This is a genomic window from Mesorhizobium sp. M1403 (assembly GCF_040317695.1).
In the GTDB taxonomy this organism is placed as follows: Bacteria; Pseudomonadota; Alphaproteobacteria; order Rhizobiales; family Rhizobiaceae; genus Mesorhizobium.
The window spans coordinates 24,705-37,471 of the sequence record NZ_JAMYKY010000003.1; the positions used below are offsets into that span (position 1 = coordinate 24,705).

Annotated in this window: 12 protein-coding genes; 7 read left to right on the forward strand and 5 right to left on the reverse strand. The window is 64.0% G+C overall.

Features of this window, described 5'->3' with window-relative positions; genetic code table 11:
* Positions 1-28 precede the first annotated feature (28 nt).
* The 3 genes from NKH01_RS07725 to NKH01_RS07735 form a co-directional block, all read right to left on the reverse strand.
* The gene (locus tag NKH01_RS07725) at positions 29-994 is read right to left on the reverse strand and encodes an ABC transporter permease (protein ID WP_352483622.1); all 966 of its coding nucleotides are present in this window, start codon (positions 992-994) and stop codon (positions 29-31) included.
* Complete coding sequence (locus NKH01_RS07730; protein WP_023721964.1) at positions 991-2,544, reverse strand: sugar ABC transporter ATP-binding protein; 1,554 nt, start codon at positions 2,542-2,544, stop codon at positions 991-993. Before NKH01_RS07730 ends, NKH01_RS07725 begins: the two co-directional genes overlap by 4 nt.
* A gap of 103 nt (positions 2,545-2,647) precedes the next feature.
* Positions 2,648-3,643 carry an ABC transporter substrate-binding protein gene (locus tag NKH01_RS07735; RefSeq protein ID WP_023721963.1) on the reverse strand — a complete coding sequence of 332 codons (996 nt, stop codon included), beginning with the start codon at positions 3,641-3,643 and terminating at the stop codon, positions 2,648-2,650.
* A 50-nt stretch (positions 3,644-3,693) separates the two neighbouring features.
* Here NKH01_RS07735 and NKH01_RS07740 point away from each other — a divergent pair, with 50 nt between their 5' ends.
* Positions 3,694-3,927 carry a hypothetical protein gene (locus NKH01_RS07740; RefSeq protein ID WP_156948245.1) on the forward strand — a complete coding sequence of 78 codons (234 nt, stop codon included), beginning with the start codon at positions 3,694-3,696 and terminating at the stop codon, positions 3,925-3,927.
* 48 nt (positions 3,928-3,975) lie between these two features.
* Here NKH01_RS07740 and NKH01_RS07745 read toward each other — a convergent pair whose 3' ends face one another.
* Positions 3,976-5,481, reverse strand: coding sequence for a UxaA family hydrolase (locus tag NKH01_RS07745; RefSeq protein ID WP_353019851.1), 1,506 nt, complete (start codon positions 5,479-5,481; stop codon positions 3,976-3,978).
* 256 nt (positions 5,482-5,737) lie between these two features.
* On the opposite strand from NKH01_RS07745, the gene NKH01_RS07750 reads away from it, so the two are divergent.
* The 6 genes from NKH01_RS07750 (at position 5,738) to gnd (ending at position 11,551) form a co-directional block, all read left to right on the forward strand.
* On the forward strand, positions 5,738-6,640 hold the full coding sequence (locus NKH01_RS07750; protein WP_353019852.1) for a GntR family transcriptional regulator: 903 nt from the start codon (positions 5,738-5,740) through the stop codon (positions 6,638-6,640).
* Positions 6,641-6,759: 119 nt separating this feature from the next.
* On the forward strand, positions 6,760-7,116 hold the full coding sequence (locus NKH01_RS07755; RefSeq protein ID WP_353019853.1) for a DUF2946 family protein: 357 nt from the start codon (positions 6,760-6,762) through the stop codon (positions 7,114-7,116).
* Positions 7,117-7,215: 99 nt separating this feature from the next.
* Positions 7,216-7,752 (forward strand): copper chaperone PCu(A)C, encoded by a 537-nt coding sequence (locus NKH01_RS07760; RefSeq protein WP_352483617.1) that lies wholly within the window; start codon positions 7,216-7,218, stop codon positions 7,750-7,752.
* Between the two features lie 25 nt (positions 7,753-7,777).
* Positions 7,778-8,293 (forward strand): YcnI family copper-binding membrane protein, encoded by a 516-nt coding sequence (locus tag NKH01_RS07765; RefSeq protein WP_353019854.1) that lies wholly within the window; start codon positions 7,778-7,780, stop codon positions 8,291-8,293.
* 55 nt (positions 8,294-8,348) lie between these two features.
* A complete protein-coding gene (locus tag NKH01_RS07770; RefSeq protein ID WP_353019856.1) occupies positions 8,349-9,986 on the forward strand; it encodes a copper resistance CopC/CopD family protein in 1,638 nt (545 codons plus the stop codon).
* A 140-nt stretch (positions 9,987-10,126) separates the two neighbouring features.
* Complete coding sequence (gene gnd / locus NKH01_RS07775) at positions 10,127-11,551, forward strand: NADP-dependent phosphogluconate dehydrogenase (RefSeq protein WP_353019857.1); 1,425 nt, start codon at positions 10,127-10,129, stop codon at positions 11,549-11,551.
* A 313-nt stretch (positions 11,552-11,864) separates the two neighbouring features.
* Here the strand turns inward: gnd and NKH01_RS07780 are convergent, their stop codons facing one another.
* Positions 11,865-12,692: an SDR family NAD(P)-dependent oxidoreductase gene (locus NKH01_RS07780; RefSeq protein ID WP_352642661.1), complete on the reverse strand. Its 828-nt coding sequence runs from the start codon at positions 12,690-12,692 to the stop codon at positions 11,865-11,867.
* Positions 12,693-12,767 lie beyond the last annotated feature (75 nt).

Below are 12,767 nucleotides of genomic sequence, written 5' to 3' on the forward strand. Positions count from 1 at the left end.
TTGAGGCCGGCGGCTGTTAGGGGGCGATCTATTTGCCGCGGCGGCGCAGCCCGTCGAAATAGACGATGACGATGATCAGCACCCCGGTGATGATGCGCTGCCAGAAGGCGTTGACGTTGAGCAGATTGGCGCCGTTGTTGATGGTGGCAAGGATGAAGGCGCCGAGCAGCGGCCCGTGCACGGAGCCGACAGCGCCGAACAGCGACGTGCCGCCGATCACCGAAGAAGCGATCGCCTGCAATTCCCAGCCCTCGGCCTGCGTCGGATTGCCGATGCCGATGCGCGACGCGAGCAGCACGCCGACGAAGGCCGCACACAGCCCCGACAACGTATAGGCCATGTAGATTGTGCGCTGGACGTTGACGCCCGACAGACGCGATGCCTCGGCGTTGGAGCCGACCGAGAACAGGTAACGGCCCCAGCGGCTGTGGTGCAGGAAGATGTAGGCCGGAATGCCGACCAGGATCACCATCCAGAACAGATTGGGGACGCCGACGAAGGAACTGCGCGAGAACGTCTGGAAGGCGTCGTTGTTGATCGAGATCGAGTTGCCGTTGGTCATCAACAGGCCGATGCCGCGCAGCGAGGTCAGCGTCGCCAGGGTGATGATGAAGGGTGGCAAGCCCATCTTGACGATGCCGAAGCCATGGAACATGCCAATGGCGACGCCGACCAGCAAGGTAATCAGGATGGCTAGGAAAACCGGTGTGCCGGCGTTGATCAGCATCGCGACGATGACGGTGGCGAAGCCGACAACGGCGCCGACGGAAAGGTCGATGCCGCCGGTGATGATGACGAAGGTCTGGCCGACCGCCAGGATGGCGATCATCGACCCTTGCCGCAACAGGTTCGAGATGTTGTTGGCCGAGGCGAAGCTCGGCGTCGCCACCGACAAGATGATCCACAAAAGAACCAGCAGTGCCAGCAGTGTCAGCCCGAACAGGGCGTTGTAGTTGCGTTTCGGCCTTTCGGCAGCGATCGCCTCGGTGCTCATATCCGTCCTCCCGGTCTTTCTTGTTTCTCGGCCAGCGCCTGGGTGAGGATCTCCTCGTGATCAGCGGTATGAAACCCATGCGTGGCCACCAGCTTGCCGCGCCGGAACACGTGCAGCGTGTCGGCGAGCTCATAGACCTCGGGCAGGTAGGACGAGATCAGGATGATGCCGGCGCCCTTGGATAACAGCGCGCCAAACAGGCGGTAGATCTCGGCCTTGGTGCCGACATCGACGCCGACGGTCGGCTCGTCGAAGATGAACAGCTTGGCGCCGTGCGCGAGCCATTTGCCGATGACGATCTTCTGCTGATTGCCGCCGGACAGGCTGGAGGCCAGCGCACTTCGCGTCGGCGTCTTGATGCGCAGGTCGGCGATCTGGCGATCGGCCTGGGCTTTTTCCTGCGCGCGGGAGATCAGCAGATTGCTTGAGATGCGCTTGTAGATCGGCAGATTGAGGTTGAGCCCGACCGGCAGGTTGAGGCAGAGGCCCTGGTCGCGGCGGCTTTCCGGGGCCAGCGCCATGCCGAGCCTGATCGCGTCATGTTCTGAATTGACCTTGACCTCCTTGCCCTCCCAGAGGATCTGGCCGGCCGCCTTGCGGTGGCGGCCATAGAGCGTGGTGACGAACTCGCTGCGGCCGGCGCCGATCAGCCCGTAGAGGCCGACGATCTCGCCGGCGCGGACGGACATCGAGACATTTTCGAAACCCTTGCCGGACAGGTTCCTGGTTTCTACAAGCATCGCGCCCGGGGTGAAATGCTCCTTGTGGTAGACCTGCTCGATCGAGCGGTTGATCATCATCTTGACCAGCTCGGCGTCATTGGTCTCGGCGATATTCCTGGTGCCGACCAGCGTGCCGTCGCGCAGCACCGAGACGCGGTCGGCGAGCTCGAACACTTCTTCCATGCGATGGCTGATGTAGATGATGGTGACGCCTTCGCCCTTCAGCCGGCGGATCAGCGTGAACAGCTGGTCGGCCTCCTTGCGGGTGAGGTAGGCGGTCGGTTCGTCGAAGATCAGGAATTTGGTGCCGCGCACGGTGGCGCGGGCGGCGGCGATCAACTGCTGCTGACCGATGGTCAGGTCACCCAGCTTGACATGCGCCGGCAGGTCGAAGCCGAGATCGTCGATGATCTTCTGCGCCTGCCTGACCATCGCCCGCTGCTGCAGGATACCGAAACGGGAATCCTCCTCGCCGAGGAACATGTTGGCGGCGACGGTGAGATGGCGGCACAGGACGACTTCCTGATGCACGGCATTGATGCCGAGCGCCATCGCCTCATGCGGCGTCGCCAATGCGGCAGGCTTGCCCTCCCAGATGACGTCGCCGGAGGTGCGCGGCATGACGCCGGTCAGAAGCTTGATCAGGGTGGATTTGCCGGCGCCGTTCTCGCCGACGATGGCGTGGATCTCGCCGGCCTTGAAGGCGAGGTCGACCGGCTTCAGCGCGTGAGTGCCGGGATAGCGCTTTTCCAGCCCGCGGAGTTCGAGGATGGTCCTGCCCGGTTCAAGCGTTGGGGCCGGATGGAGTTCCTGCGCCGTCGACATCATGACAATCCTCCCAGATTGGCCCCCAAAGATTGGCCTCGCGATTGGCACGAGTGGGATGTTTCCGGGGCGAAAAGGCCCCGGAAACAGTTCACAGCGGCGATGCTCAGTCGAGCTTCGGGTTGAGCAGCGCGTCGATCTTCGGATCCTTCATGTTGGCCTTGGTGACCAGGTTGGCGCCGGTGTCGACATTGGCTTCGACCTTCTCGCCCTTCGAGGCGGCAAGCGCCGTCTTGATGCCGTCATAGCCCATCCGGTACGGATCCTGGACGACGAGCGCCGAAATGACGCCGTCATTGAGGAACTTGATCAGCTTCTCGTCGCTGTCGAAGCCGACCAGCCCGACCTTGCCTGCGAGGCTGTTCTCGGCGATCGCCTGACCGACGCCCTGCGCCATGATCAGGTTGGAGGCGAAGATGCCCTTGAGGTTGGGGTTGGCGGTGATCAGGTCGGTGGCGATGTTGAGGCCGGTGGTGGCCTGGCCGTCGGCGTATTTGTCGGCGACCAGCTTGAGGCCGGGATATTTGGCGGCGAGCTGTTCCTTAAAACCCTGGGCGCGCTGTTCGAGCGAGCCGGCGCCCGGAAGCGCGGTGATCAGAGCGACGTCGCCCTCGACCTTGCCGCCATTGGCTTCGCCGATGGCTGCGGCAAGGCCGTCAGCGGCGACGCGGCCGCCCTGAATGTTGTCGGTGGTCAGGAACGAGGTGAAGGCCTTGGAGTCGGCGCCGGAGTCGATACCGATGATCTTGACCTTGGTGGCGGCCTCGTCGATCGGCTTGCCGAGCGCCTTGGCTTCGGTTGGCGCGATGACGACGGCGGCCGGGTTGCCGGCGACGGCATTTTCGAGGATCGAGATCTGGCCGTTGACGTCGGTCTCGGCCTGGGCGCCGAGCTCCGGCACGTTGACGCCCAGGTCCTTGCCGGCCTTGCGGGCGCCGGCCAGGACGATCTGCCAGTAGAAGGACGTGGTGTCCTTGACTATGATCGGAATGGTCACGTCGGCCGCGGATGCCGGGGCCGAATGCATCACGCCGGCAAGCATCGAGGCGGCTGTGAGTGCCACGAAGGCGCGGCGATTGAGAATGCTGGTCACGAATTTCATTAGGAGTCCTCCCTAAGTCGCCCGGTGAATGTTATGGAAGCTCCATTCGGATGGCGCGGCCTAAACGGAACTTTATCAATAAAAAACATTTACCGCTTTTTGATAGTGCATCAACTCAGTCGGCGCAAGCGCTGTTTGATGCCTGCTTCGAATGGCTGGGCGGGAGAGTTTTTTCTGTCGGAACTCCGCTGCCAATCTCCTCCAATATGTCGCATGGAATATTAATTCCATCACTCAGTCAATATGGAATGTTCATTCTTTTTTCGGGGATGTACGAACTGTGACACCTGGCGATCACGTCAGGTGTTCGCGACTGTCGCGAGCGGTCCGGCTTAGAGCGTCGCACCGAGGTGCCACGGCACGAACTCGTTGTCGCCGTAGCCGAATTCCTCGCTCTTGGTCTTGCGGCCCGAAGCTGTCTCGACGATCAGTTCGAAGATCTCGCGGCCCATGCCGGCAATGGTCTTTTCGCCCGAGGCGATGACGCCGCAATTCACGTCCATGTCCTCTTCCATGGTGTGGTACATGGTCGAGTTGCTGGCGACCTTGATCGACGGCGTCGGCCGGCAGCCGAAGCAGGAGCCGCGGCCGGTGGTGAAGACGATGACGTTCGCGCCACCCGCCACCTGGCCGGTGGCCGAGACCGGGTCGTAGCCGGGCGTGTCCATGAACACCAGCCCGTGCCCGGTGACCTTTTCGGCATAGCCGAAGACGCCGTTGAGCGGCGTCTGGCCGCCCTTGGCGACCGCGCCGAGCGACTTTTCCAGGATGGTGGTCAGGCCGCCGCGCTTGTTGCCGGGCGAGGGATTGTTGTCGATGGATGCGCCATGCTTGGCGACATGGTCTTCCCACCATTTCACGTAGCCGTCGAGCTTGGCGGCGATCTCGGGAGTTGCGGCGCGATAGGCAAGCAGGTGCTCGGCGCCGTAGATCTCCGTCGTTTCGGAGAGGATGCCGACGCCGCCGACGCCGGCCAAAATGTCGACGGCCGCACCCAGCGCCGGATTGGCAGTGATGCCGGACATGCCGTCGGAGCCGCCGCATTGCAGGCCGACGACGATCTCGCTGACCGGGATCGGCTCACGCTGAAGCTTGCCGACCTCTTCGGCGATCTCGGCCAGCACGACCAGCGCCTTCTCGACCGATTTGCGCGAGCCGCCGGCTTCCTGGATGTTGAAATGGCGTTTTCCCGCGGCGACACCCTTCTGGCCATAGAGGGTGAGCTGGTTGACCTCGCAGCCGAGCCCGACCATCAGCACGCCGCCGAAATTCGGATGACGTGCATAGCCGGCCAGTGTGCGGTGCAGCACCATCATGCCATCGCCGGTGGCGCTCATGCCGCAGCCCTGGCCGTGGACGATCGGGACGAAGCCGTCGATGCCGGGATATTGCGGCAGAAGCGTGCGGTTCGCGGCGTCGGCGATGGCATGGCAGACGGTGGCCGAGCAATTGACGCTGGCGAGAATGCCGATGAAGTTGCGCGTGCCGGCACGGCCGTCGGCACGGCGGTAGCCCATGAAGGTGCGGGCGCGGTCGGCCTCGGTCGCGTGCACTGCCTCGCTTGGCGGCACCACCGGCAAACGCCCGCTTTCGAAGACCAGATTGTGCGAATGGACATGGTCGCCGGGCGCGATGTCCTGCGTGGCGCGGCCGATTGCCTGGGCGTATTTGACCACGGCTTCGCCGGCGGCAATCGGCTTGATCGCCACCTTGTGGCCCGGCTCGATCAGCGCGGCGGCGACGGCGCCGCCCGGCAGTACGGTGCCGATCTCGATGCGGCCATTGGCGACCGCGACATTGTCGGCGGGAGACAGAAGAATGCTGTTTGCGGCGTTCACGGGAGCTTCCTGGGTATGTTCCTGGGTGCGCGAGCGGATTGACACGCGGCTCTTAACATATAATGTCTTTTATCGTGAAAAAACATTTTTGCGTCAATCGTTTTTTCGCCGGAGCGCGTCGCGTCTTTTGGATATGCGAAGCAGGCTCTACAACCAAAACCAGCGTTGCGCATGATGTTTTCCGAAGCGATTTCGATTTCATGCGCGAGAAACGATCAACGCCGGCCGTAAACGCCGGCGCGCCACGGGGCAGGGCATGTCGAAGAGCAACAACGTTTACAAGGACGCCTACAATCGCGGCCTGAGGCTGCTCGACGAAACCAGGAGCCTGCCTTCGGAGCCGGAACTGGGCACGCTGCTCGGCGTCAGCCGCACGACCGTCCGCACCATCCTTGCCCGCATGGAAGAGACCGGGCTGATAGATTGGAACAAGCGCAGCAAGACGGTTCTGCGCGAGACGCGGCCGGAGGATTTTTTTCCCGAGGAAGAGACCGACACGCTGGCCGAGATCATCGAACGCTCCTTCATGCGGCGGCTGCTTGCCGGTGGCGCCGAGGCCGGCATGCAGATCAACGAACTCGAACTGGCGCGCGAGATCGGCGTCGGCACCACCAGCGTGCGCGAATTCCTGATCCGCTTCTCGCGCTTCGGCCTGATCGAGAAGCGCCGCAACAGTCATTGGGTGCTGAAAGGCTTTACCCGCGCCTTCGCGCTGGAGCTGACCGAAATCCGCGAGATGTTCGAACTGCGCTCGGCCGCAGCCTTTGCCGCTCTGCCCGAGGACAGCCCGGTCTGGGCCGACCTCGACAGCCTGGAAGACGAGCATCGCCTGCTGGCGCGCGAGATCGCCGTGCGCTTCAACGCGTTCTCCGAGCTCGACGAGCGCTTTCACCGGCTGATCCACCGGGCGTCGCACAACCGCTTCATCGTCGATTTCTACGACGTCATCGCCATGATCTTCCACTACCACTACCAGTGGAACAAAGCGCAGGAGCGCGAGCGCAACGAAGTTGCGGTCCAGGAGCATCTCGCCTATATCGCCGCACTCAAATCGCGCGATCTCGTCAAGGTCGACGCCGCCTGCCGCAAGCACCTGAAATCGGCCCGCCACACGCTGCTGACGTCGATTCCCGAGGGCAGGCAGCCGCTGCGCGCGTGATTGTGTTGCGTTGCCGCAGCAACGTTTTGGCGATTTTCCGGCCGCCGGCTCCGTGCTAGAGAGCTGACGTTGCTGCGTGAAGAGGCTGGTTCTTGACCATACGCCGGAGACGATGGAGCATGCCGGTCGCGTTCGCCGCGGCCTGGCTTTTCGTGCTCCAGTCGATGTTCGGCGCGTTTGCTTCCGGCATCGAGCCGAACGCCTCGCAATTCGATGCTTTCGGCAACACGATCTGCACCCATGACGGTGCGGCGCAACTCCCGGCCGGGGATCCGCATCAGCAGCACATGCCGGCTTGCTGCATGCTTGGCTGCAACCTCGTTTCGGCGGTCTACGCGCCGCCCGATGCCACCGGGAGCCTGTCTCGCAGCCCTTCCGTCGAAACCATCGCCTTTCTCCTGCCGGCCTTCCGGCATCGCGATTTCGCCCGCGCCCGCACTCCGTCCAATCCGCGCGCACCACCGGCGACGGCCTGATCCGTTCTGGTTTGCGCCGCGCACACCCTTGGCCGGCGCGTTTATCGACATCGTTCGCGACCGGCATCGGCGCGATCTCTTAAAATCCACGGAGCAATCATGTCTCACTCTTTTCGCGCTGCCGCATCCAGCCGCAGGCGCTTCTCACTGGGTAGTTTCGAGCAGCGTCTCGGCGTCGCCCTTTGCGTTCTTGCCCTCCTGTTCGCCAACGCCCAGACGGTGTTGGCACATGAGTTCAAGCTTGGCGGTCTCGAGATCGGGCACCCCTGGTCGCGCGCCACGCCAGCCGGCGCCAAGGTAGCCGGCGGCTACTTCACCATCACCAACACCGGCAGTGCGCCGGATCGCCTGCTGTCGATCACCTCCGACATTTCGGTTAAGGCCGAACTGCACGAGATGGGCGTCAGCAATGGCGTCATGACCATGCGGCCGGTCACCGGCGGCCTCGAAATCCCGGCCGGCGGCAAGGTCGCGCTGGCGCCTAAGGGCTATCATCTGATGTTCATGGATTTGAAGCGGCGGCCCAAGGAGGGCGAAATGTTCTCCGCCACGCTGACCTTCGAGAAAGCCGGGCCCGTGCAGATTGAATTCGCCGTGCAAGGCATCGGCAGCGCGGCACCCCAGGACGACGACTGACTTGGCCGCTTCGAGAGGTACCATCATGAAGAAATCTCTTTTGCCCGGCTGCGTGCTTCTCGTCCTCGGGACCAGCGCGGCCTTCGCCCACATAACGCTCGAAACGCCGGAGGCGGCGGTCGGCTCGACCTACAAGGCGGTTCTTCGGGTGCCGCATGGCTGCGAGGGCAAGGCAACGACCGCCTTGCGCGTGCAGATCCCGGAAGGGCTGCTCTCGGTCAAACCGATGCCGAAGCCGGGTTGGACACTGCAGGTCAAGAACGGCAAATACGAGAAATCCTACCAGCTCTACGGCCAGGCAGTGACCAGCGGCGTCAAGGAGATCGACTGGAGCGCCGGCAGCCTGCCAGACGAATTCTACGACGAATTCGTCTTTCGCGCGACACTGGCGTCCGACCTGCCGGCAGGCCAGATGCTGCATTTTCCGGTGGTGCAGGAATGTGACGGCGTTGCCGATCGCTGGATCGAGATTCCGGCGGTCGGGCAGGCTGAGGACGCGCTGGAATTTCCGGCGCCCAGCCTCAAGCTGCTGCCGAAGTAGTGAGCTCCAGCGGCGCGCTTTGGCGGATGAGCGCGCCGCTGCTCTTGGCGGTGAGATGAGCGCGGCATCCTTCCTGCGGCAAGCTTGCATGGCCGGCAACTATTCTGGCCGGCTTGTGGCTGGCCTGCTTGCCGCCATCGTGCTGCTCGCCGCAATTGCCATGCCTGCTCCGGCCTTCGCCCATGCGGCGCTGATCAAGGCCGAGCCGGCTGACGGTGCGGTGCTGGCGCAGAGCCCGTCGCAGATGTCGCTGACCTTCAGCGAGCCGGTTTCGCCGCTGGTGCTGACGCTGGTGCGGCCCGACGGCACGTCGATCCCGCTGAGCTCCTTCCGGCTCAGCGGCCAGACCGTCGAGATCGACAATCCGCAGGCGCTGACATCCGGCACGCATGTGCTGAGCTGGCGGGTAATCTCCGCCGACGGCCATCCGGTCGGCGGCTCGGTGCTGTTCTCGGTCGGCGCACCGAGTGCTGCGCCGGCCGCCTCCGAAGCCGTCGACCGGGGGCTTCGAACGGCGATCTGGATCGGCAAGGTTTTTCTATATATCGGCCTGTTTTTCGGCGTCGGCGGTGCCTTTGCGCTGGCCTGGCTGGCGCAAGGCGGTCGATCCGGCCAGCGCCTGATCGTCGCGGCAATCCTGTGCGGGCTGGCCGCCGCACCCCTGTCGCTCGGCATGCAGGGGCTGGATGCGCTTGGCGCGCCGCTTGCCCGGCTGGCGCAGCCGGTCATCTGGCAGACAGGGCTCGGCACCAGCTTCGGCTGGACGGTGCTGATCGCGCTGATGGCGCTCGGCCTCAGCCTATTATCGCTGGTCGTGCCGCCCGCCGACGCAAAGCCGCTCGCCTTGGCCGGACTGGTTGGCGTCGGCGCAGCACTTGCCGCCAGCGGGCATGCCAGCGCCGCCGAGCCGCAATGGCTGACCCGGCCGATGGTGTTTCTGCACGCCACTGGTATCGCCGTCTGGGCCGGCGCGCTGGCGCCGCTCGGTCTTGCCTTGAAATGGCAGCCGGCCAAAGCCGGGCCATTGCTGCGTCGGTTTTCGCGAGCGATCCTGTTCGTCGTAGCCGTGCTTGCGGCAGCCGGCATCGTGCTCGCCGTCATCCAGGTGCAAACGCCGTCGGCGCTGGTCCATACCGCTTATGGCCGGCTGCTGCTGCTCAAGCTGGTGCTGCTTGTCTTTCTGTTCACGCTCGCTGCCGTCAACCGCTTCAAGCTTACGGTCCCCGCCGAGGCGGGAAAGACGGAAGTCCAGAGGCGACTGGCCCGCTCGATCGGCATCGAGGTGCTGATCGTGGTCGCGATCTTCGGCGTTGCCGCCGGCTGGCGCTTCACGCCGCCGCCGCGCGCGCTGGCGATCGCCGCGGCACAGCCCGCGTCGGTGCATATCCACACGCAGCAAGCGATGGCCGACCTCAGCATTGCGCCCGGCCACGCCGGGCCTGTTGCCGCTTCGATTTTCATCATGACCGGCGATTTTGGCCCGCTCGACGCCAAGCAGGTGACCCTGGTGCTGTCAAAGCCCGATTCCGGCATCGAACCCATCAAGCGGCCGGCAACAAGGCTTGGCGACGGTACCTGGCGCGTCGACGATCTCGTCATTCCGGTCGCCGGCCGGTGGACGGCGCGGCTCGATATCCTGGTTTCCGATTTCGAGATGGTGAAGATCGAAGCGCCGATCGATATCCGGCCATAAAGACGGCGCTGGTCTGCGCAACACAATTCGGCGAGACGGTTGACGCCGCCGTGAAGGCCCGTCAATCATCGTCATCAAGAATGGGCATCCAACCCAATCGCGGGCTCAAACCAACAAGATCCGAAAGCAGGGAAGAAACGATGGAAAAAGCCGAAATCGGCCTGATCGGCCTTGGCACGATGGGCTCCAACCTGGCGCTCAATATCGCCGAGAAGGGGCACCGCATCGCCGTCTTCAACCGCACCGCGGCGCGCACCGATGCCTTTGTCGAAAATGCCGGCGCGCTTCGGGATAGGGTGGTGCCCTGCTATAGCCTCGAGGAACTGGCCGCCGCGATCCGGCCGCCGCGGCCGATCATCATCATGGTGCTGGCCGGCAAGCCGGTCGACGAGCAGATCACGGCATTGCGCGGCGTGCTGTCGGCCAACGACATCGTCATCGACGCCGGTAATGCCAATTTCCGCGATACGATGCGGCGATTCTCGGAGCTTACCGATTCGGGCCTGACCTTCATCGGCATGGGCGTGTCCGGCGGCGAGGAGGGCGCACGCCACGGTCCCTCGATCATGGTCGGCGGCACCGAAGAGTCCTGGAGGCGCGTCGAAAGAGTGCTGACCGCAATCTCGGCCAAGTTCAAGGGCGAGCCTTGCGCGGCGTGGCTTGGCACCGACGGCGCCGGCCATTTCGTCAAGACCATCCACAACGGCATCGAATATGCCGATATGCAGATGATCGCCGAGATCTACGGCATCTTGCGTGACGGGCTAGGCATGGGGCCGAAAGAGATCGCTGAGGTGTTTTCCCAGTGGAACACGGGCCGGCTCAACTCGTACCTGATCGAGATCACCGCCAAGGTGCTGGCCGCCGAAGACCCCAAGACCGGCAAATCGGTGGTCGACATCATTCTCGACCGCGCCGGCCAGAAAGGCACCGGCAAATGGTCGGTGATCGAGGCGCAGCAGCTCGGCATCCCGGCCACCGCAATCGAAGCGGCGGTGGCGGCCCGCGTGCTGTCGTCGATCAAGGACGAGCGGCTTGCCGCCGAAAAGGTTTATGGCGGCGGCGTGAGCAAGATTTCTGGGGACAGGGACGCGCTGCTCGGCGATCTCGAGCTGGCGCTGTTTGCCGGCAAGATCGCCGCCTACGCGCAAGGCTTCGCGGTGATGAGCGGCGCGTCGAAGGAATTCAACTGGAACCTGCCGATGCCGGTCATCGCCAAGATCTGGCGGGCCGGCTGCATCATCCGCTCGCAATTGCTGGATACAATGGCGGAGGCCTTCGGCGCCGGCGGCGCAGCCACCAACCTGTTGATGGCGCCGGCTTTCGTTTCATTGATGCAGGAGGCACATCCGTCGCTTCGCCGTGTCGTGGCAAGGGCAGCCGAAGCCGGCTCGCCGGTGCCGGCCCTGTCATCGGCACTTGCCTATTTCGACAGTTACCGGCAGGGCCGCGGCACTTCGAACCTGATCCAGGCGCAGCGCGATTTCTTCGGCGCGCACGGCTTCGAGCGCATCGATGGGCAGGGCGCGTTTCATGGCCCGTGGGGGAGTGGAGCGGCGGGTTAGCGCCCTATTTCGGCCGCCCAAGCCGCCTCGGCGACTTCCCAATAGCTGCCGTTCTTTCGCCGGGGCAACGCCGCAACTGTCTGCTGCGCATCATAGCGCGTCCAAAAGCAAGGCACCCCGAGCCGATCCGACCAATGCTTGTGGCAGCTTCGGCGCGCGCCGCTATCCGACCACGAAAAAAGCGTGACCCGCGCAGGACGAAACGAAGCGGAGGCGAACGTTGGAGCTACCTCAATGCCCGATTGGAAGCGGTCAGTGGCGGTCGTTTGACCTGCGCGGGGCCGTCAATCGGCAGGCCCCGCAGGCTGCTGCCTCAGTGGCCGTTCGCCGCTATCGAAACCGCCTCCCAATCCTTCCAGGTCTGGAGGCGCTTGGCGTAGATATCCACGATGGTCTTGGTTGGGGTGAGCCCGAAAAAGATCCGGGTCGGGGGCTCGGCGGCATCGACGACCTGCAGGATCGCCGGACCCGTCGCCGTCGGTTCGCCAATGAACTCCGCGGGCAGGTTGGCCCAGATGTCTGCCTGGCCACGGCGCAGAGGGTCATACTGCGGCGCCGGGTTGGCGTGGACGGCCGAGCCCCTGCCCCAGTCGGTGGCATAGCCGCCCGGTTCCACCAAGGTCACTTTGATGCCGAACGGGGCAACCTCCTGCGCCAGCGACTCGGTGAGGCCTTCGACCGCCCACTTGGAGGCGTGATAGGCCCCCAGATTGGGGTAGGACATCAGGCCACCGATGCTGGACACCTGGATGATATGGCCATGCCCCTGCTTGCGCAGGATGGGCAAGACAGCCTGCGTGACGTTCAGCACACCGAAGAAATTCACTTCGAGCTGATCGCGCACCTGCTGCTCCGTGACTTCTTCGACCGCACCGAAAAGGCCGTAGCCCGCATTGTTGACGACAACGTCGAGACCACCAAATGTTTTGGCAGCCTGTCCGACAGCGGCAATTGCGGCGGCGCGATCGGTCACATCCAGCCGCAGGGGCAGGACCGCATCGCGGAATTGAGTGACGAGATCCTGCAAGGCCTCAGGCTGCCGGCTCGTCGCGGCAACCCTGTCGCCGCGCTTGAGTGCGGCTTCCGCCCACACTCGACCAAAGCCACGGTTGGCGCCTGTAATGAACCAGACTTTCGACATCGATCTACCTCATGGTTGCGTGCCATTGGGCACTTCTCTTGAGGTAGGCAGGCCCCCTGTCGAATTCATTTGCAG